We start from the raw sequence: 21,737 nt of genomic DNA on the forward strand, positions 1-21,737 counted from the left end.
TATAACAAAATCAATATGAACGCTGCCTGGCGTGATTCGTCAAACTCGAATACGGTTCTGCAGCCGACTCTCGTCAAAACACCACTCGCTGCATTCGCCTGCCCTTCCGATCCAGCAGATGGCGTGAATCCGAATATCGGTAACTTTGGTAAGTCGAACTATGTAGGGCCTTACTCATGTTATCGCCTCCTGCCAGGCACGACGACGCTTTCCGGGGTCACCTCAGCCTGGGCAAATCACACTGCCAGAAGCATGAAATCGTTTCGGGACGGGATGAGTAATGTGATTCTGCTTGGCGAACGAACCACCGAAGGTGGTTACAATGGTGCGATCTGGGCCGGGGCACATAACTCCCAGCATTCAACAGCCGGTTACATCGGGAACTGGTATTATCACACTGCGGTAGTCCGAACGTTTCAGGGCTGGACAACCAACTCCGATCAGGCTTTGTCTTCGTACTACATGATTAACGGCAAGAACAATGCCGGCACTGGTGTGAATGGCTGGGGACTGAGCAGTTCTCACGGCGGCGGCTGTCATTTCCTGTTAGGCGATGGTGCCGTTCGATTCATCAGCGAAAATGTCAACGGCGATACCCTGATCTTCCTGTGTGGTATCAATGACAAAAACGTCGTGGGTGAATTCTAATCCACATGAAATTGTAATTGCTATTCGCTCGGTTTCATCATTCTGGTGAAGCCGGGCATTCTTGCTTGCTAAACTTCTGTGATATTAATCTCACGCAATCGTTACTGGAATTATTGAATGTACTGTAAAGACCAGATTTCGCTGATACTTTCATTGAGCTTCTTATCCGCTTGCTGTCTGGGGTGCTCAGGCAGTGGAACGGAAGTTGAGCTCGAAAAAGTGACCGGCGTAGTTACCATGGATGGAAAACCACTAGCGAATGCCATCGTGGTTTTTACACCCGAGGAAGGGAATCCTTCCACAGCTCAAACAGACGAAACCGGAAAGTATGAACTCGCCCACCGAGGCAACGCGATGGGAGCCATTCCTGGCAGGCACAAAGTGCGCATTACGACAGGACAACCTCCGGCTCCCGAGATTGACCCGGATGCCGATATGTCCGATCTGGATCCAGAAGCAGAAGCTGGTTTTGAAGAAGTTGGTTTTGAAGAGATGGATTCATCGAAAGGGAAAACAAAAAAAGATCCCATCCCGGCAAAATACAATTCAGACACCACTCTGACCGCAGAGGTGAAGCAGGGTGAAAATACCATTGATTTCAAACTGGAGTCAAAATAGCCCGTTAATCTGCAAACTTCTTTTAAAAACTGACTGTCAATTCTGACAGAACTACTGGAGGAAACTGACTTTATTGCAATTTGACAAGAGCTTTAACCCAGCTGAAAGACAGGGCAAAAGTTCGAAAAAGTAATCATCCTTATTTCTTTATCAACCGGGAGATGAATATGAAGCGACTCACAGTCAAACGGGGCTTTACACTGATCGAACTACTGGTGGTTATCGCCATCATTGCCATTCTCATTGCGCTGCTGCTGCCAGCAGTACAACAGGCACGTGAAGCGGCAAGAAGATCTTCCTGTATCAATAACATGAAACAGTTAGGGCTGGCTCTGCATAACTACAACGAAACCCATGGTGTACTGCCTCCCGGTGCCATTAACCCGGCAGGAGCAAGAACCGCAGGCTTTGGAAACGAAGCGGCAACGAACGGCTTAAACCACACTGGTTTTACATTACTGCTGCCATTCATTGATCAGGCACCACTCTATAACAAATGGAATTTTAATATTGCCAGCGGTGGAGCAATAAACGGCTTCTTCACTTCTGTCGCAGGTGGATGGCCTAATTCAAACACTCCACTGGGACAGGTTATTCTCCCTGCCCTCTTATGTCCTTCTGATGAAGGCCAGACACTGGAAGTACGAACCGATAACAGCTGGATGGCAACAAACGCCGCCCGATCAAATTACTTATTCTGCGCCGGCGGACATGGTAATGGCTGGCCAGGAGGAAATCTCTACTCTGCATATCGCGAATCGTCGAGTAATCTGCCGAATGGTCAGACCGGAATTCAATATCAGGGTATGTTTGGTTTCAACGGTGCTGCTAAATTCAAAGCAGTGACTGACGGGCTCAGCAACTCCATCGCCATGACGGAAGGTTGTATTTACGGGAAACGCGATGATGCTTATTCTCCCTTATGGGCTCAGCATCGTTACGCTGGAACATTCGCAGTGAACCACCCTAATATTGATGCCAGTCACATCAACAACAAACGGTATCATATCAATGGACCTTACGATGCGCTTGGTGCAACGGGTGCCGGTGCAGCAGATGATCCCAGAATTTATATCGAAGTGGCATCCAGTGTTCACGAAGGGGGATGCCATGTTTTGATGGGAGATGGTGCTGTTCGTTTCTTAAGCGAAAATATGGACCACAGTCAGTACGCCCTGCTCACACGCATCCATGATGGTCAACCCACGGGTGAATATTAAACCGCGTTTCAGTCGGGGCCCCATTTCGGGTGCCCTGACTGAGCAACCTGATTACCCTTGGGAAGTTCATTTTGATTCGTTTTTAGTAAGGAGTTAGTGGTGTTTGTCAAAGTTTTTCGTAAGGTATGCCCCTGTCTTTTGTGTCTGGCAATGCTGCTACCAATGATGGGTTGTTCGGGAGGCGCAGCTCAAACTGATGGGGGAACATCAGATCCAATAGAAGATGATCCATCTATCAATCCTCCTGTAGATACAGGTGCTCCAAAGAAAAATTAAAACCCATATCCTGTTATTCAAAGCTTGATCATTTGCATTTAACTGGATTGAAATTCTTCATCAAACCGGTTGCCTCTCTCAGGGGCAACCGGTTTTTGCATTTCTGATTTTAATTTGATTTCAAATCACCAACAGTCAGCACTTTCTGAAAAGACAAACCGGAACTTCCTGTAAATTGATCTTCACACTCCCGATCCAGGCGCTGATTTAACTTGTGTCTCCTGCCTGCTTCCATAAAAAAATAGGCGATGACCTCCCACACACATGAAAAAATTTAGACAAACTTCACCTTCCCGGGGGTCAGATTGAGTGCAAACCCTGAAATTCCACAAATTTTTCACCAAATATAATATTTCAAAGAAAAGCAGTCCTACTTAAAGTCAATAAATATTGCCAGTTAAGGCTATTTTCGGAAAATATTTAATGCCCGGCATGGATTTTTTTATTGACAAATCAAAAACTAATTCTTTAAATAAAAACGTTCAGTCTCTTTGCACATTTCTAGATGTGCGACTTTACAATTTAAAAAAGAGATCTCTGTCTTTTCGGACAGTTCTTTGTTGATAGATGCAAGTTTCTTATTTCTTATCTGTTATTAAAAAAAGTCGCTCTTTGACAGCTAACGGAAATTTGACTGTGCTCAGATATTTTATGTATCGTTGTACTGCGTATTTTGTGCGCAAATAAACTCTTGTACTGATACATATCACTTTTTATCTGCATCGCCGTTTTCATATCGCTTACAAAGGCCGGATGAGAGTAAGAAATGCTTTTCATTTCTTTTATTTCTCTTTGTATAACCGGAGACCTAGATGAAACGGCTTTCTGCAAAACGGGGTTTTACCCTGATCGAACTTCTGGTGGTTATTGCCATCATCGCCATTCTGATTGCCCTGCTTTTGCCGGCAGTGCAGCAGGCACGAGAAGCAGCACGCAGATCAACGTGCAAAAATAACATGAAGCAATTGGGGATTGCTTTGCACAACTACCACGAAACACATCGTATTTTCCCCCCCATGCACATTGAGTCTAGACGTGTAGTGGCTGACGATGATCCCAATGAAAGTCATCTTGGCTGGAATGTAATGTTGCTACCCTTTATGGATCAGGCAAACATTTATAACCAGATTGACATGAACCATCCCTGGCGACTCAATCACACCGGGGCTGCCGTGCAGTTGAGTCTCGTTCAGACTCCAATTCCTTCACTCGCCTGCCCTTCAGATCCTGCAGATGGTGTGAATCCAAACATTAGTAACTATGGTAAGTCCAACTATGTTGGTCTTTACTCATGTGCTCGCCTGCTGCCTGGTACCACTACGATTTCGAGTGTCAACTCTGCCTGGAATAATCACAATGCCAGAAGCATTAAATCATTCCGAGATGGAATGAGTAATATCGTTATGCTTGGAGAAAGAACCACAGAAGGTGGGTATAATGGTGCGATTTGGATTGGCCCTTACGGTGTCACAACCAATGCTACCGCAGGTGTTTATGCCGAGTGGCCTTATCACACCGCAGTGGTGCGAACCTTCCAGGGTTGGTCCACAAACTCAGACCAGGCTCTGTCCTCCTATTATATGATCAATGGTATCAGCAACACCGGATCTACAAATGGCTGGGGACTCAGCAGCTCACATGAAGGCGGCTGCCATTTCCTCTTAGGTGATGGTGCCGTTCGCTTTATCAGCGAAAATGTCAACGGCGATACCCTGATCTTCCTGTGTGGTATCGATGATAAAAACGTTGTCGGTGAATTCTAATTCACACACAAATGCTAGTGCTTTTTACTCGGTTTCACCAATCTGGTGGAACCGAGTTTTCTTGCTTACTAAAGCTTCTAAGATAGTCTCTCATGCAAAATACTGGAGTTATTGAATGCGCTGTAAAGACCAGGTATCGCTGATTTTTTCTTTGATATTTTTAACTGTTTGTTGCTTTGGATGCTCAGGAGGTGGAACGGAAGTCGAACTCGAAAAAGTGACCGGCGTAGTCACGATGGATGGTCAACCGCTGGCCAATGCGGTTGTTGTCTTCATACCCGATGAAGGAAATCCTTCCACCGCACAAACAGATGCAACCGGAAAGTATGAACTCGCCCATCGTGGTAATGCGATGGGAGCTGTCCCTGGAAAACATAAAGTGCGCATTACGACTGGACAACCCCCGGCTCCCGAGAACGATCCGGATGCCGATATGTCCCAGTCAGAAGCAGCAACAGGTATTGGTTTCGAAGAGATGGAATCACCGAAAAAGAAAACAAAAGATCCCATCCCGGCAAAATACAATACAAACACCACCCTGACCGCAGATGTGAAACAGGGTGAAAATACCATTGATTTCAAACTGGATTCAAAATAACCCGTTAACCAGCGATCAACTGTTGAAAACTTAAATATTCAACAGTTGATCTGCCAGTTTTCATAGAATTCCTGTGGCAAACAAAACGTTTTGCCCCATTCAGAGGAGCTTTATCAAACCAGCTGAAACACATTATTGAAGTTCGAAAATGTGATTATTCTTATCTCTTATTTCTTTATCCATCTGGAGATGAACATGAAGCGACTCACAACTAAACGGGGTTTTACACTGATCGAACTACTGGTGGTGATCGCCATCATTGCCATTCTGATCGCGCTGCTACTGCCTGCAGTGCAGCAGGCGCGCGAAGCAGCAAGAAGGTCTGCCTGTGTTAATAACATGAAGCAGCTAGGCCTGGCTCTGCACAATTATAATGAAACTCATGGTATCCTGCCTCCCGGAGTGATCAATGGGGCTGGCTCTGGAACGATAGCAGGGCAACCGGCAACGAATGGCTTAAACCATTCCGGTTTCATATTACTGCTGCCATACATTGACCAGGCACCACTCTATAACAAATGGAATTTTAACATTGCCAGCAGTGGAGCAACGAACGGCTACTTTACTGCTGTCGCAGGCGGGTGGCCTAATACGAACACTCCATTAGGACAGGTGATTCTGCCTGCACTCTTATGCCCTTCCGATGAAGGTCAGACTCCTGAAGACCGGACGGATGCCAGCTATCTGGCGACAGCTGCCGCCCGATCAAATTATCTCTTCTGTGGTGGTTCGCATTACTGTGGCTGGCCTGGAAATGGCTTGTACTCTGCCTACCGCGAGAGTTCCAATGCTATGGCTAACGGAAAATCAACCCAGTCTCAAGGCATGTTTGGTTTCAACGGAGCTGCGAAATTCAAAGCAGTGACAGATGGGCTCAGTAACTCCATTGCCATGACGGAAGGCTGCATTTATGGACGTCGTGATGATGCCTACTCTCCCTTATGGGCTCAACATCGAGTCTATGGAACGTTTGCCATGAACCACCCCAATAGCGATCCCAGCCACATCAACAACAAACGTTATCATATCAATGGTCCTTACGATGCCCTGGGTGCGACCGGCGCCGGTGCAAGTGATGACCCTCGCATCTATGTCGCAGTGGCATCCAGCGTCCATGAAGGAGGCTGCCACGTGCTGATGGGAGATGGGGCAGTTCGTTTCCTGAGCGAAAATATGGATAACACTCAGTATGCCCTGCTCACACGCATTCATGATGGTCAGCCCATAGGCGAATACTAAGTTGCTTTTTCAGTCAGGGCTCCCGCAGATGGGAGTCCTGACTGAGTTCTCAGTTCTCTCCTTGAGAGTTCCTTTTTTGATAAACAATTAAAGGAGAAGAAAGTGTTTTTCGATTATTTTCGTAAGGTATTTCCATGTCTTTTATGTCTGTCTCTGTTGCTGCCTATGTCAGGCTGTTCTGGTGGCGCTACCGATCCTGATGCGGCTACCACTCCGATAGAAGACGATCCATCCGTGACTCCTCCCGTGGGCACAGAGCCCGGTAAAGTCAAATAAATAACATTCGCTTGTTATTAAAAACTTGATCATTGGCACGCTACGGGGTCGCATCGCGACTATCGTGCAATGCCCCCCCAATCCAAATGCTATCAAACGCGTGACAGTAAACTGGACACAACCTCATTTCAAATTCTTCATCAAACCGGTTGTCATGTATTAAGGGTCAACCGGTTTTTGATTTTCTCACTGTTTTTCACATCGTATTCCAGAACAGGTTGCCTTGAACCATCGCGTCTCTCAATCTATTTGATCCAATCCAGTCGACACAGAGATGCTGCAGGAAATAAAGTCTTTCCGATTCGCAATTTTGGGGTTCAATTCAGGTGAGAGCAGGCCCGGACACTACCGAAATCTTTCCCTGTCGTATAATCTAGACTGTGTCCAGTTTTACTGTAGCGTCTCCAGGTCCTTTTGGACCGAGTATCTTAGATTGACAGACGCTATGGTTAAATGTGATGCGCTCTAGACAGTGCTATCCGGCAAGTAAGATAGATTCAATCACTTTTCATCAAAAATACCGAGGCTTTTGTTCAATGCTGGCAAAAAGAATCATCCCTTGTCTGGATGTGCATGCAGGGCGTGTTGTCAAAGGGGTCAACTTTGTCAATCTTCAGGACGCAGGAGATCCTGTTGAGGTTGCCGCTCGTTACGAAGAACAGGGGGCCGATGAGCTCGTCTTTCTCGATATCACTGCCAGCCATGAAGAACGCGAGATTATTCTCGATATTGTCCGTCGCACTTCGGAAGTCATCTTCATGCCCCTGACTGTAGGTGGCGGAATTCGCACACTCGAGGACATTCGCGCCCTGCTAAATGCCGGCTGTGATAAAGTCTCCATCAACTCTTCCGCAGTCAAAGATCCGGATTTGATCCGCGAAGCCGCCCTGCGATTTGGCAGCCAGTGTATTGTGGTGAATATCGATCCCAAACGGGTACAGAAAGACGGTAAAGAGTTCTGGGAAGTGCATGTAAACGGCGGTCGTGTGCCCACAGGCCTGGAAGCCATCGAATGGGCGCAAAAGGTCGAAGACCTGGGAGCCGGAGAAATCGTGCTGACCTCAATGGATGCGGACGGCACGAAAGATGGCTACGATCTGCCAATGACACGCGCAGTCGCAGAAGCCGTCACAATCCCGGTCGTCGCCAGCGGGGGAGCCGGCTGTCCTGAACACTTATATCAGATCCTGACCGAAGGCAAAGCCAGCGCCGCGCTGGCTGCCAGCATCTTTCACTATGGAACACATCCTGTAGATGAAACGAAACACTATCTGGCGGAGCGGGGAATTCCGATTCGTTTCAAAAGTGAAGTTGCTCTGAATCGGGTGTAACCGGTAATCGGAACAGGTCTACCCGTTTCTGCGAGAGAGTAACAAATTTACCGGTATCGCAGGAATTGAAGCTTGCATGTTCCAGCCGAGTCCTCAAAATAGTAATAGCGGCCCCAGTGTGGTCCGTCGTGAGGTGAAGATCGTCGACTGACCTCGCTGCAATTCAACATTTCCTGTCTGGTCAGCTGCACGCTCTGGCAGCAGAACTCAGTGTAATACATAAGTGGAGTTTGTTAATGGCGACAACAGTTCCTGCAACCCCCAAAGACGTCAATCCCATCACGGGTCGTCCTGAAAACGAAATCGATAAAGTCTTTCGCCAGTTGATCAAGCATGGCGGTTCCGACTTACATATGCAGGTCGGTAAAGCACCGATCCTCCGCGTCAAAGGGAGCCTGCGGGAACTGCAGATGGATCCCATCGACCGCGATCAGATGATGGCACTCTTCCTGCCGATGATGGATGAACGCAACCAGAAGATTTTCTATGATGAAGGGGGAGCCGACTTTTCGTATGTCGTCGAGCATGAAGGCGAGCCCTGGCGTTTCCGTGTGAACCTGTTCGTGCAGCTCGGTTTTCCCGGCATGGTCTCCCGTAAAATTGAACGCTCGATTCCCAACTTCGATGGTCTGTATCTCCCTCCCGTCATGGAGTCGCTTTGTAAGTTTGACCAGGGTATGGTTCTGCTGGCTGGTGTGACGGGTAGTGGTAAATCAACCACGATCGCGTCCATGTTGAACTGGGTAAACGACCATTACCGCAAACACATTCTGACGATTGAAGACCCGATCGAATTCGTGTACACGCAGAATAAGTGTCTGATCAATCAGCGCGAGGTCGGCATCGATGTGAAAGACTTCGAAATCGCAATGAAACATGCCGTGCGTCAGGACCCTGACATCATGCTGGTGGGCGAAATGCGTGACATGGAAACCTTCTCCACAGCGATCCACGCTGCGGAAACCGGGCACCTTGTGTTCGGAACAATTCACGCTTCCAATGCCCCCAGTTGTATCGGCCGTATTCTCGACTTGTTCCCACAGGATATGCATAAAGCGCTGCGGGGCAGTCTCGCGTTTAACATGCGTGCCATCGTCGCGCAGAAACTGCTCAAAACCATCGTCGACAAACCGGGTCGTGTGCCCATCGTCGAAATCATGACATTCAATCCGACCGTTCGCAAGCTGGTGCTGGAAGAACAGGATGAAAAACTGTCCGCTGCCATTCGTATCGGTAAAGATGAAGGAATGCAGCAGTTTAACGACAGTCTGAAAGGTTTCATCGATCGTGAATTTATCAGCCGCGCAGATGCGTTCGAAATTTCTCCGAACGTCGAAGAACTCAAGATGGCCCTCAAAGGGATCGACGTCAAAGGAGCCGCGATTCTGTAAGCTCGCTTACTCCGTCTCAAATACAAAAACAGGCGCTGTTTCATCCGGACAGCGCCTGTTTTTTTGTTGTCGTATCTGGCAGAGATCTTAGTGGAACTGTCCGCCTTTCACCTTCATTTTCAGACTGTAGACTTTATTGGAACAGGTGAAATACAGCGTTTTTCCATCCACGCCTCCAAAGGTTACGTTCGAGCAGAACTCGGGGACGAGAATCAATCCCAATGACTTTCCCTCAGGACTCGCCACCCAGACACCGCCTCGACCGGAAAGATACAGGTTCCCGTCCGCATCAATGCTCATCCCATCGGGAGAATCTTTGCGTGATGTCGCGGGATCAAAAAACACTCGTCCTTCTCCCACAGTTCCATCTTCCAGGATTGGAAAACTCCGCCACAGTTTTTCATGACTGTCACCCACATACAGGGTCTTCCCGTCATTTGAGGCAATCACACCATTGGGGACCGGCATACTGCTAATGATTTTCTTCACTTTGCCGTCAGTTGTCCTCACATACACGGCACTGGTTTTACGATTCTTGAAATCCGGGTCCGTGAAATAGATATCGCCATTCGGTGTCTGACAGACATCGTTGGGCTGGTTCCATTTCGGATTTGCGGCGATCACCATTGTATCCGCAGGCCCCGATTCGCCGAACGCGTAGCTCATTACATGCTGCCCGTAGGCCTGTGCACCCAGCATGCGACCATCCAGAGAAAGGTATGTTCCGTTAATCCCTTTGGTATTGTCCAGCCAGACACTCGCTTTCCTGGTTTCTTCCAGCTTCAAAATTTTGGTGTCTTTATCCACAAAAGATGTGAAGTACAATCGCTTGCCTGCCGGATCCCAGATCGGTCCTTCGAAAAATGCTTTCGCTGCATACTCTTCCTGCAATTTTGCGTTTTCAGCCACCGTTTCAGGCAGGGGATGCGTTTCCGTCTGCTTCGTTTGTGCCCATAACGAGGAGACAGAAAGAGATAAACACAACACGATCGCGGTCAGCATGCTTCGTTTGAACATAAGTGTCTGGTCCTGAATGGAAACGATTTAACGAAAACCACAGATTGCCTTTAAGGAATCAGCAATCATTTATCGTAAGAAAACAAAGCGACTCATTTCCACTACAGATGGCTCGAAAACTACCAGAACGGACAAGAAATTAAATGAGTCCGATAGAGAAACCGGATTGCATTCTCTACTGGTTACTTGATTTTGGCATGCGGTCCCTTCAGACTGGATAACAGATTCTGAATGATATTTATTAATCCCCGGAAGAGCATTCCTGCGGGACCGTACTTCCATCCCACCCTGATCTGATTTAGACCGACTGCATTATCCCAAAAGAAGGATTCCCAATAATGAACCATCGCACGTTCATTCTGCTGGCTGTCATCTCTGCCCTGTGTTCCGAAAGTTCGACAGGGAAAGCAGCCCCTCCCGTTCCTCCACCCAATAATACCGGCGGTGAATTCTTCAGCCCGGCGGACTCGCTCAAACAGTTCACCGTTCCCGATGACCTCCGGATCGATCAGGTGCTCGCCGAGCCTCAGGTCAGGCAGCCCATCTTTCTGAACTTCGATGAACGCGGACGCATGTGGGTCATCAATTACCTGCAGTATCCCTACCCCGAAGGATTGAAGATTCTCAGTAAAGACAAGCACCATCGCGCTGTCTACGATAAAATCCCTCTGCCTCCACCACACCATGAAAAGGGGGCTGACAAAATCACCATCCACGAAGATACCAACGGCGATGGAAAATACGACAAACACAAAACGTTTGTAGACGGTTTGAATATTGCTTCTTCGTTTGTCAAAGGGCGTGGCGGTGTCTGGGTATTGAATCCGCCCTATCTGTTATTTTATCCCGACAAAGATAACGACGATGTTCCCGACGGCGATCCCGTAGTGCACCTCGAAGGCTTCGGACTGGAAGACACACATTCGGTCGTCAACAGCCTTCGCTGGGGACCGGATGGCTGGCTCTACTCTTCACAGGGAAGTACCGTTTCCGGAAAAGTGAAAAAGCCCGGCCAGAAAGACAGCGAAGCCGTGCAATCACTCGGACAGCTGATCTGGCGTTATCACCCCGAAAAGCAGGTCTACGAAATTTTTGCCGAGGGGGGTGGAAACGCGTTCGGCGTCGAATTCGATGATAAAGGCCGACTCTATTCCGGCCACAACGGCGGAAACACGCGCGGCTTCCACTACACCCAGGGCAGCTACTACCAGAAAGGCTTCGGCAAACACGGCCCACTTTCTAATCCATACGCCTTCGGATACTTTCAGGCGATGAAGCATGCCAACGTCCCCCGTTTCACTCACAACTTCATTATCTACGAAGCAGAGACGCTTCCTAAAAAATACTGGGGACACCTGTTTGGAATCGAACCGCTGCAGGGGCGCGTCGTCGAAAGTAAAGTCACCGCCGACGGATCGTCCTATCAGACCGAAGACCTGCAACGCCCCGTCGCCACGACAGACAAACGCTTCCGTCCCGTCGATATTAAGCTCGGCCCCGACGGTGCAATTTATTTCTGCGACATGTACGAACATCAGATCGCCCACGGCCAGCATTATTCCGGCCAGGTCGAAAAAGATGATGGCCGCATCTATCGACTCACCGCCAAAGATGCCCAGCCGCTGGCTCCCTTCGATCTCGGCAAGAAATCTTCGCAGGAATTGATCGCCGTACTGGATCATCCCAACAAATGGTTTCGCCAGCAGGCGCTCCGCCTGTTGGGAGACCGGAAAGATGCCAGTGTGATCCCTGCTCTCAAACAGAAACTGTTCTCTTCAGACGGCCAGTCTGCATTAGAAGCACTCTGGGCATTGAATCTGAGCGGCGGTTTTGATGAAAGCGTCGCACAGAAATCACTGCAGCATTCCGATCCCTATGTCAGAGCCTGGACCATTCGACTGCTCTGTGACGACCATCAGGTCTCCCCTGAAATCGGTCAGCAGCTGATTGCGCTGGCATTAACCGAACCGCACGTGCAGGTCCGCAGCCAGCTCGCCAGTTCATCCAGACGCCTGCCGGCTGAACCGGGTCTGCCGATCGCCTTTAATTTACTAAGTCACTCCGAAGATCTGGATGACGTGCATGTACCACTGATCCTCTGGTGGTCGCTGGAAAAACGGGTTGCTGAGAACCGGAATGAGCTGCTCGCGTATTTTGAAAAACCGGAAGTCTGGCAGTATCCGCTGGTGGAGAAATATATTCTCGAGCGGATGATGCGGCGGTTTGCTTCAACCGGTTCGCGGAATGACCTCCTGGTCTGCGCCCGCCTGCTGGAACTCGCCCCGGACAAATCGCATGCAGAGATCCTGATGTCGGGATTTGAAACGGCAATGAAGGGTCGTTCACAAACCAGCTTCCCCAAAGAGCTGATTACAGCCATGTCCAAGTACGGCGGACAGTCTCTGTCGCTGGGTCTGCGCCAGGGTGATCAGGCAGCCGTTGAAAAAGCATTGAAGATCGTCGCCGATCCCAAAGCCGACAACCAGAAGCGTCTCGACCTGATTCAGATCCTCGGTGAAGTCAAAGTTCCACAGTCGGTCCCCCTGCTGTTGAAGATCATTCAGAATTCCAGTGATCTGCAACTGCAGATTGCCGCCATCAGCGCCCTGCAGCAATACCCGGATGAATCGATCGGCAAAGTGGTCGCCGCACAGTACCCGAACATGTCTGACGATCTCCGCAGTGCCGCCCAGACCCTGGTTTCCATCCGCAAACCCTGGGCCTATGAATTTCTTCGTGCCATCGATTCTGGCAAAATCGACAAAGCCACCGTGCCTGTTGAAACGGCCCGTAAAATGACCGTCTACGGTGATGAAGGCATTACGGCTCTCATCGCGAAGCACTTCGGTTCCATCGCCGGTGCCACAACCGAACAGATGCAGCAGCAGATCGCCGCACAACAGAAAATGCTCGCTGCAGCCACGGAAGAACCTGATCGCTATGCCGGCGAGAAACTGTTCCAGAAGAACTGTGGCAAATGTCACAAGCTGTTTGGCGAGGGAGGAGAAATCGGTCCTGATCTGACTTCGTTTAAACGCGATGACGTCGGTCGCATGCTGGTGAATATCATCAATCCTTCCAACGAAATCCGCGAAGGCTTTGAAACTTATCTGATTGTCACCGAAGATGGCCGAACCGTGAACGGGTTCCTCGCTGACCAGGACAATAATGTGATCGTCATCCGCAGTGCCGACGGTCAGAGCATCACCGTGGAACGCGAAAATATTGATGAAATGCTGCCACAGAAGAAATCGCTGATGCCCGAAGGTCTACTCGACAGGCTTTCCGAGAAAGAAGTCCGGGATCTGTTCAGCTATCTCCGCAGCTCCCAGCCTCTGCCTTAACAATTTGCTGTCCGAACCGGGCGGCGATTGAGAAAACAGGACAACTTGCTAGAATTGAAGCCGGCTTTCCCATTGATTGAAAGCCGGCTCTTTTTACCTACACAATTGATAACTTTAAACGAGACAGGAAACAGACCATGTCGGGGTTTCGAACCGAACGTGATTCGATGGGTGAAGTACAGGTTCCAGCAGAAGCTTATTACGGTGCACAGACGCAGCGGGCCGTTGAGAATTTTCAGATCTCCGGCAATACGCTCCCCCCGAGTCTGATTCATGCTATGGGGCAGGTCAAGCTGGCCGCCGCCCATGCGAACCGCGACATCGGAAAGCTTTCCGGCACGGGGAAAAATCCGCTGAATGATGAGCAGATCAAAGCTCTGATCGACGCTGCCACCGAAGTCGCTGACGGCAAATTTGACGATCAGTTCCCGATTGATGTCTACCAGACCGGCTCTGGAACGTCGAGTAACATGAACGTGAATGAAGTCATCAGCAATCGCGCGATCGAAATTCTGGGAGAGGACCGCTTTGCCCCTGAGAAGTCCGTCCATCCCAACGATCATGTGAATATGGGACAGAGCACCAACGACACCTTCCCCACTGCCATTCATGTCGCGGTCGCCTCCAGTATTCACAATCATCTGATCCCGGGGCTGGAAAAACTGTCTGCCAGCCTGGCACAAAAAGCCAAAGACTGGGATCAGATCATCAAGATCGGTCGCACCCACCTTGCCGACGCCACACCTCTCCGACTGGGTCAGGAATTTGGCGGGTTCGCCCGGCAGATTGAACTCAGTATAGAACGCGCTCATCATGCAGCGGCTGCCGTTTATGAACTCCCCGTGGGAGGTACTGCCGTCGGTTCCGGTATCAATACCCATCCCGAGTTCGGTAGTCGCGTGAGTGCTGAACTCGCTAAGCTGACCGGCATTTCATTCGTCGAAGCCGCCGATCATTTCGAAGCCAACGCCCAGCGCGACGGTCTGGTAGAATGCCACGCCATCCTGAAAACCATCGCCACTACGCTGTTCAATGTATCGAACAACATCCGCTGGCTCGGTTCAGGTCCCCGTTGTGGATTCTATGAAGTCAAAATCCCCGACCTGCAGCCCGGCAGTTCCATTATGCCCGGCAAAGTGAATCCGGTCATGTGCGAAAGTATGATGCAGGCGACCACCCGCGTCATCGGCAACGACCAGACTATTACCATGTCGGGAGCAGCAGGTGGTCAGTTCCAGCTGAATATCATGATGCCCGTGATGGGCTTCACCGCTTTGGAAAGCGTGCATCTGCTGGCGAATTCCTGTAACGAATTCGAGAAGCTCTGCCTGGAGAACATGGAAGCCAACGAAGAAGCCTGTAACGCAGCCGTCGAAAACAGTCTCTCCATGGTAACCAGCCTCAACCCGCACATCGGCTATGAAAAAGCGTCCGCATTAGCGAAAGAAGCGTTCAAGTCAGGTAAGACGATTCGAGAACTCTGCACCGAACAGGAAATCCTGCCGGCTGAAACACTCAAGGAAGCTTTAGACCCGATGAGCATGACCGAACCGCATGCTTAATTGCAGACGCGGATCGCTATGAAGTCATTCGCCCGTTAAGGAGAACGCTGGAAGCCATCTCCAGTGCTTCTCCTGACAGGCCTGCTGCTTCGATCTGGCGAATGGCTGCCTGAATATCGTACTCCTGACGTTTCAGTGTAACCTTGCCATCTTCAATGATGGCATACGACGCGCGCGGATCTCCGTCCCGGGGCTGTCCGACACTGCCCGGATTGATCACCTGCTTGTCACCCAGATCCAGGTGAAACGGAATATGAGTATGCCCCACGCAGATAAAGTCCGCGTTAATGCCCTGCAGACGGGCTGTCCATGCTGCTTCGTTATCCCCCAGATACTCATCCAGGGGATCGCGGGGCGTGCCATGTACCAGGTAGAAGGTGACCCCTTCAATCGTAATCTGTTGTGAGATCGGCAATCGGGCCAGGTATTTCATTCGGACACGATCCAGCAGCTCCCAGTGTAACGGTCGCGTGGCACATGCCAGTCTGCGGAAGCCGGTAGAGCCTTTTGCTTCCACTCGCTGTGCGACGGCATGATCGTGATTGCCGCGCACACAGGCGGTCGTATGCTCTCTGACCCATTCAATACAAGGCAGCGGATCGGTCCCGTAGTCGACCAGATCTCCGACACACAGACAGTAGTCGAACTCTTCCTGAATCGAAGAAAGAGCCACCCAGTTGGAATGGATATCTGAAACGACAAGCACACGCATACATCATCTTCCGGAATCAACGAATTCGATATCTTATTATTTCACAATCACTTAGATTATAGACTAGCCGCCCGGACAGGGGAAACCATTTCTCTTTGCCAACTCCGCTCCTGTGACTTTTTCCCACGTCTCATCTTGTAAAATCAGCAGGAAAAATCAGCTCTGGACTCATTTTTGCAGAACTGCTAGACTCCCGGCGCATGTCTGAGGCTGCTCAACATTATTACGATCACCGTCTCTCCTTGAGACGATAGTTTCCCTTCAGGATGAAGTCGGAAACGAAGCCTCAATCATTCAAACTTAAATCCATCCGGTTCGGACGCTGTTCAGAAGGGAAACTGATATGCGGACCATGCATCTCTTGAAACATTGTTTGATTTTTACCATCGCCGTGACGGTCTGCGCGACCAGTTTTCTGCCTGTTGCAGAGGCGCGCATCGAAGCCGTCAAAGGTAAGAAATACAAGTTGACCAAAAGGCATGGACCATGGATGATCATGGTCGCCAGTCTGCGTGATATCCCGGAAAGCAGGCGTTCCAAAGGCTTGAGCGCCCAGGAAGCAGCTGATGAACTGGTCTTCGAACTTCGTAAACGAGGCATCCCTGCTTACACCTTCAGTCAGGAATCCGTGATTCAGCGGTTTAATACACTCGACCGCCTGGGACGCGAAGAACGTCGCAGCTATGCCGCCCAGCGCGCCATGATTTCGGTGATCGCCGGCAATTATTCTGACAGTGAAGATGAAGTCGCACAGAAGACTCTCAAATATATCAAACACTTCCAGCCGGAAGTGCTTACCGAAAATGGTGTCTACAAAAAAACTCCCGGACAGCCCGGACCTCTGAGCGGTGCATTCCTCACGATCAATCCACTGCTCTCGCCGCAGGAAGTCGCCCAGCAAAAACAGGATCCACTGATCGCCAAGCTCAACTCCGGCATTGAAAACTCTCTGCTGACGAACAAAGGCAACTACACCCTGGTCATTGCTTCCTTCTATGGAAATTCAGTCACAGAAACTGCCACTTCACGATTTGCTAATGCTACTGAAGCAGCAGCCAACTCATCTGATGACGAAGAAAGCAGTCTCGACAAAGCCGCACGAAATGCATGGCTTTTAGCAAAGTCCTTACGCGAAGCGAAAAAGTATGGCTTCCCTGCTGGCAATGCGACAGACATTGATGCTTACGTACTGCATGAAAAATATCGTTCCATTGTCACTGTGGGTTCTTTCAAAAGTCCCGACGACCCCCGCATCGAACCGTACGCCAAACTGTTTGGTGCGAAAATGAGACCACACCCGAAAACCGGTATCGAATCCATGACCTCCGAGTACTTCATCATTCCCGGAAATTCACCGAGTGCACCGCCTTTACGGTCCTGGGTCTTCGATCCCAAACCGGTACTGATGCAGGTTCCCAAAGCCAGATAAGCATCCGGATCAACTCGATCAATCATCGCGATAGCCTTCCCTCCGTTCAACAGGCCTGATAAAGTGCCAGAATTCGGGAAGGCTTCTTTTTTGCGCCGTGCCTTCCCGTGTTCGTCGCCTTCGCTTGATCTCTCTTTTGAAAACAGTTGCATGTCTCAATATCCCATCATCGTTCTCGCCAGTCGTAATCAGAAAAAAGCAGGGGAAATTTCCGAGCTTCTGGCCCCGCATGGTATTCAGGTGCAGAGCGTTGCCGATTTCCCGGAAGCAGAAGAAGTCGTCGAAGACGGCAGCACCTTCGGTGAAAACGCGGCTAAAAAAGCTGCGCAGACCGCGCGCACCCTCTCACACTGGACGATCGGTGAAGACAGCGGACTCATGATCGATGCCCTCGATGGTGCTCCGGGAATCTATTCCGCCCGCTTCAGTGGCGAGAATGCAACCGATGAAAAGAACAACGAAAAGATGCTGCAGGAACTGAGTGGCGTTCCCCGGGAAAAACGAACCGCCGCCTATGTCTGCAACGTCGCGCTCTCAGATCCCTCAGGTGAAATCTGCCTGCAGGTCGAAGCCCGCTGCCGGGGACGGATGACGGAAGCCCCCCGCGGACAGAACGGGTTCGGCTACGATCCCTATTTCGAAATCATCGAACTGCATAAGACATTTGGAGAACTGGCGCCGATTGTCAAACAGCATCTCAGCCACCGTGCACGTGCCTTCGAACGTTTCATCCCGCAGCTGGTTCGGCTGTTTCAAAATCAGAAGAGTTAAAGCCGGCTTCCCGGACGATCTGCTTCAGAATGAACGATCTGCTTTATCTTCGGACAATGGTTTCGCCGCAGCTCCCATCCCCACTCCAGAGTCTCGCCGGGTCGCATAGCGAATCGGGAACGAAGGCCAGATTCTGTTCTCCTGATTGGGGAAAGAATATTCCGGCCCGTCGAACATATGCCCCAGTGCCCCTTTTCGCATGGACTTTTCAGAAACATACTGCGTGAATCCCAGCCATTCCCGATCCGGTGCCAGCACCCCAAAAAAGTTTTTACGTTCCGGAGTAAAACCGGCAAACTCGCGAGGCAATGGTGAGGTGTGTAATGCCGTCAGCAGAAAAGCCATCGCAACATAACCGGTCATCGCAGCAAATCCCCAGCGGGCCACTTCGTGAACCAGCGGATGCACGTGCATGTAGGCGGGCGCAATCCGGACGGTAATTTCACGAAACAGAAAAATGAAGCCCACAAATAACCCGATTAAAGAGATGCAGTCCCAGCGCATCTGCCAGGCACTGGAGTTCGCAATACTGTTGGTCAGAAACGTCGCCAGGGGCTCAAAAAAGTTCATCGCCAGCAGACCTGCCAGCAGGACTGAGACAAAGATAAAACCGGCTCCCCAGGCGCCTTCACTGGCAACAGACCAGGTCACGATCCCCAAAATAGCCAGCAGTAAGATGTCGATCATGTTTGAAGTCCAGAATGAATAACGATGATTTCAATTGATAATGTTATTGATGAATGCGACTGCACGCTGAAATACTTTTTCGCTGTTGCTTACTTCACGACCCGCAGTAATTCGTCAATGGAAGTAATCCCTTTCACGACGAGCCTCAAACCTTCTTCTTTCATATACAACATCCCGTTCTTCCGGGCCTGTGCTTTCAACTGGGAAATATTGGCGGTATCCCGAATCATATCCCGCATCCGCTCGTTAAAATCAAGCAGCTCGACCACACTGATACGCCCCTTGTAACCCAGGCCGCCACAGGTCGGGCAGACCCCTTCCGGATTTTTCGGCTGGCGGTAAAAGGACTTCACTTTATCGGGTGGCAGGTTGGCCTTCTTCAGAAACTCCGGATTCGGCTGATACTCTTCTTTACAGTCAGGACACAGCCGCCGCGCCAAACGCTGCGCCAGTAATGCCGACAGGGAACTGGCCAGCATGAACGGTTCCACTTCCAGGTCAATCAAACGATACAAGGCTGTAAACGTGTCATTCGCGTGAACCGTCGAAAACACCATATGCCCGGTATTCGCCGCCTGGCAGGCAATCCGCGCGGTTTCCGCATCACGAATTTCCCCGATCATCACCACGTCCGGGTCCTGACGCAGAATACTTCTTAACGATTCTGCAAAGGTCTGCCCCGCTTTCTGGTTGATCTCAATCTGTGACACGTTTTCAATCCGGTATTCGACCGGATCTTCAATCGTAATAATGTTGCGCTGGTAAGGGTCGATCTCATGCAAAGCGGCAAACAATGTCGTCGATTTACCGGCACCGGTTGGACCGCAGCATAAAAACAGACCGTGAGGCTGTTTGACGATGGCACACATCTTGTCGACCAGTTGCTTGCGGATTCCCAGTTCGGCCAGCGAGGCGATGGAGTTCGTCTGATCCAGAATACGCAAACTCATCTTTTCACCATGACGCGTTCCCTGACTGGCCAGACGAAAGTCAATCTCGCGGTCAGGCATGATCGCCCGGAAACTCCCGTCCTGGGGACGCCGTTTCTCGGTAATATCCATCGCCCCCAGCACCTTGAAGATGTTCAGCACGGCTTCACCAACGCCCCGGTCAAAACCTTCGGTGGGGTACATTACCCCGTCGATACGCAGACGGATGCCAAACTCATCTTCTTTTGGCTCCAGATGCACGTCCGTCGCGCGACGCATGATGGCATCGTAAATCAGTTCTTTCGCAGCCAGAAACCCACGCGAATTTTCCACACGTCGCGAACTGGCCGGGTCATCGCCACGACCGGTGGCAGACCGGCCAATAAACCGGATCTCAGGTCCCATCGCCGCCTGCTGGGTCTTTTTACCACCAACGCGAATCCCCATTTGAGACAGATAGCGCAGAGTCATATTCCGAATGTGCTGAGGAGTCATTACCCGGCTGGAAGCAGGAACTTTCCCGTTTCGTTCACGAATATAAAAACCCAGCGGCGCTCCATAACTCAGCGCCAGCACCACAAACCCGAAGGCAAAACTGGGCATGCAGAATGTCAGCAGAAAACCCAGCCCTCCCACAACCAGAATCAGTGAACTCCAGAATTCGGTATTGCATTTCAAGCTGCGGCTGTCGTCATCCACCCAGTACGATGTTTTCGCCCACAGCAGAAACACCAGTATGACAAGCACGAACTTCCACAGGCTGAAATAAAAGCCCTGCATGTTCACATACCGCGGGTCGTTCCCCCGAAAAAAGGGAACCGGCAGAGGAGGATACTTCCCCTGTGCAGCAGCAACGGTGGCCGTCCGCGGAGCCTGGTCCTGATTACCGCCGCCACCATTCTGATCGGTCTGCGCAGGAAGTTCCGTCAAACACAGCACCACACAAAGCAAGACGAACAGATACGCCCAGATAGATTTCACGCTGTTGTTCCTCAAAATTGGGCTGATACTCAAATCAGGTCGACCGGGATTCCGGTCAAAGATCAATATAAAATCTGATGATGTAAGGAGTTGAATTTAAACGATTACAGTCGCGGAAGAAACGGCATTCTCGGAATTTCTCCCTCTGAAACCCCTTTTCCCTGGCGGTTTGTACGAACTATGCCTTTTGTTTCGGCTCAAACAATACAAGTATATACTACACATCTTAACGGTAAGTGCCCCGAAAGGGAAAGTGTAAATTCCGCACCGAACAGGGGGTTTCACAAAGTCATACTGAGGATTCTGAACTTGACGCCGCCGCGCCGCCGGCGATAAGCGTTGTTTTGGGTCGCGCGCGTGCTCAGTTTTACAGACACTGAAACACCACGCATTTGTTCCCGGTCTTCACTATAAATGAGCCCCTTTTTTCCAGATTTGCACTGCCTGAAACCGCACCAGTTCGTAAAGTACCCGTGTGGGTCGCCACACATCGGCGTTCATCACCCCAGAACCGCCCCGGCATCGCAGTCTGTCCGCCCCCTGTCAACCGGTATCGCCACCCGATTCTGTTCATCCCCCCTTGACACCCCCACGCCACTGCAGAAAATAATCCCGCGCACAATGACACCAGACGGAACCTGGTATCAGCTTCCTCAAAAAATCCATCAGCAAGTAAACGAGAGAAACAATCCATCACTCTACCTCATCCCTTATTCTGAAAATTCACATCAAACTTTCGTAAGTCTTCGTGTTTTTCGTGGTAGCAAAAAACGAAAAAAGCAAGTGCCCTGGTGGCACTGTTGGCGCGTCGGCTATGTGCCTCTGCTGGCTCGTCCAACAGTGACTGTGTTCAAATCTCCTCACTCGCTTCACCACGAATGAGAAAGACGCCGACTGGCAATTCTAGCTCGTCCAGCTTTCACTTCTGGTTCGTTCGGGTGGCAG

At 50.3% G+C, this 21,737-nt stretch carries 16 protein-coding genes; 12 read left to right on the forward strand and 4 right to left on the reverse strand.

Features of this window, described 5'->3' with window-relative positions:
• The 8 genes from ACN0YN_RS26875 to ACN0YN_RS26910 all read left to right on the forward strand — a co-directional run.
• A partial coding sequence (locus tag ACN0YN_RS26875) for a DUF1559 domain-containing protein (protein ID WP_417388054.1) occupies positions 1 to 648 on the forward strand: 648 nt, incomplete at its 5' end.
• A 117-nt stretch (positions 649 to 765) separates the two neighbouring features.
• Positions 766 to 1,266 (forward strand): carboxypeptidase-like regulatory domain-containing protein, encoded by a 501-nt coding sequence (locus ACN0YN_RS26880; RefSeq protein ID WP_417388055.1) that lies wholly within the window; start codon positions 766 to 768, stop codon positions 1,264 to 1,266.
• A gap of 167 nt (positions 1,267 to 1,433) precedes the next feature.
• Entirely contained in the window at positions 1,434 to 2,486 is a 1,053-nt protein-coding gene (locus ACN0YN_RS26885) for a DUF1559 domain-containing protein (protein WP_417388056.1), read from the forward strand.
• A gap of 1,088 nt (positions 2,487 to 3,574) precedes the next feature.
• On the forward strand, positions 3,575 to 4,525 hold the full coding sequence (locus ACN0YN_RS26890; RefSeq protein WP_417388057.1) for a DUF1559 domain-containing protein: 951 nt from the start codon (positions 3,575 to 3,577) through the stop codon (positions 4,523 to 4,525).
• A 115-nt stretch (positions 4,526 to 4,640) separates the two neighbouring features.
• A complete protein-coding gene (locus ACN0YN_RS26895) occupies positions 4,641 to 5,123 on the forward strand; it encodes a carboxypeptidase-like regulatory domain-containing protein (RefSeq protein WP_417388058.1) in 483 nt (160 codons plus the stop codon).
• Positions 5,124 to 5,318: 195 nt separating this feature from the next.
• Positions 5,319 to 6,362: a DUF1559 domain-containing protein gene (locus ACN0YN_RS26900; protein ID WP_417388059.1), complete on the forward strand. Its 1,044-nt coding sequence runs from the start codon at positions 5,319 to 5,321 to the stop codon at positions 6,360 to 6,362.
• A gap of 812 nt (positions 6,363 to 7,174) precedes the next feature.
• Positions 7,175 to 7,969: an imidazole glycerol phosphate synthase subunit HisF gene (gene hisF / locus ACN0YN_RS26905; RefSeq protein WP_417388060.1), complete on the forward strand. Its 795-nt coding sequence runs from the start codon at positions 7,175 to 7,177 to the stop codon at positions 7,967 to 7,969.
• A 236-nt stretch (positions 7,970 to 8,205) separates the two neighbouring features.
• A complete protein-coding gene (locus ACN0YN_RS26910) occupies positions 8,206 to 9,360 on the forward strand; it encodes a type IV pilus twitching motility protein PilT (protein ID WP_417388061.1) in 1,155 nt (384 codons plus the stop codon).
• 87 nt (positions 9,361 to 9,447) lie between these two features.
• Here ACN0YN_RS26910 and ACN0YN_RS26915 read toward each other — a convergent pair whose 3' ends face one another.
• Positions 9,448 to 10,377, reverse strand: a complete 930-nt coding sequence (locus ACN0YN_RS26915) for an SMP-30/gluconolactonase/LRE family protein (RefSeq protein WP_417388062.1) — start codon at positions 10,375 to 10,377, stop codon at positions 9,448 to 9,450.
• 338 nt (positions 10,378 to 10,715) lie between these two features.
• Between ACN0YN_RS26915 and ACN0YN_RS26920 the strand changes: the two genes are divergently transcribed.
• Together ACN0YN_RS26920 and ACN0YN_RS26925 are read left to right on the forward strand one after the other, a co-directional pair.
• Positions 10,716 to 13,721: a PVC-type heme-binding CxxCH protein gene (locus ACN0YN_RS26920; RefSeq protein WP_417388063.1), complete on the forward strand. Its 3,006-nt coding sequence runs from the start codon at positions 10,716 to 10,718 to the stop codon at positions 13,719 to 13,721.
• Between the two features lie 137 nt (positions 13,722 to 13,858).
• A complete protein-coding gene (locus ACN0YN_RS26925; protein ID WP_417388064.1) occupies positions 13,859 to 15,283 on the forward strand; it encodes a class II fumarate hydratase in 1,425 nt (474 codons plus the stop codon).
• A 16-nt stretch (positions 15,284 to 15,299) separates the two neighbouring features.
• Here ACN0YN_RS26925 and ACN0YN_RS26930 read toward each other — a convergent pair whose 3' ends face one another.
• Positions 15,300 to 15,995, reverse strand: coding sequence for a metallophosphoesterase family protein (locus tag ACN0YN_RS26930; RefSeq protein ID WP_417388065.1), 696 nt, complete (start codon positions 15,993 to 15,995; stop codon positions 15,300 to 15,302).
• A 343-nt stretch (positions 15,996 to 16,338) separates the two neighbouring features.
• Here ACN0YN_RS26930 and ACN0YN_RS26935 point away from each other — a divergent pair, with 343 nt between their 5' ends.
• Both ACN0YN_RS26935 and rdgB read left to right on the forward strand, forming a co-directional pair.
• Positions 16,339 to 17,424 (forward strand): hypothetical protein, encoded by a 1,086-nt coding sequence (locus tag ACN0YN_RS26935; RefSeq protein WP_417388066.1) that lies wholly within the window; start codon positions 16,339 to 16,341, stop codon positions 17,422 to 17,424.
• A gap of 150 nt (positions 17,425 to 17,574) precedes the next feature.
• Positions 17,575 to 18,195, forward strand: a complete 621-nt coding sequence (rdgB, locus tag ACN0YN_RS26940) for an RdgB/HAM1 family non-canonical purine NTP pyrophosphatase (RefSeq protein WP_417388067.1) — start codon at positions 17,575 to 17,577, stop codon at positions 18,193 to 18,195.
• 24 nt (positions 18,196 to 18,219) lie between these two features.
• Here rdgB and ACN0YN_RS26945 read toward each other — a convergent pair whose 3' ends face one another.
• Positions 18,220 to 18,882: a CvpA family protein gene (locus ACN0YN_RS26945; RefSeq protein ID WP_417388068.1), complete on the reverse strand. Its 663-nt coding sequence runs from the start codon at positions 18,880 to 18,882 to the stop codon at positions 18,220 to 18,222.
• A gap of 89 nt (positions 18,883 to 18,971) precedes the next feature.
• Positions 18,972 to 20,792 carry a GspE/PulE family protein gene (locus tag ACN0YN_RS26950; protein WP_417388069.1) on the reverse strand — a complete coding sequence of 607 codons (1,821 nt, stop codon included), beginning with the start codon at positions 20,790 to 20,792 and terminating at the stop codon, positions 18,972 to 18,974.
• Between the last annotated feature and the right edge of the window lie 945 nt (positions 20,793 to 21,737).

It is taken from the genome of Gimesia sp., from assembly GCF_048260065.1.
Taxonomy (GTDB): Bacteria; Planctomycetota; Planctomycetia; order Planctomycetales; family Planctomycetaceae; genus Gimesia.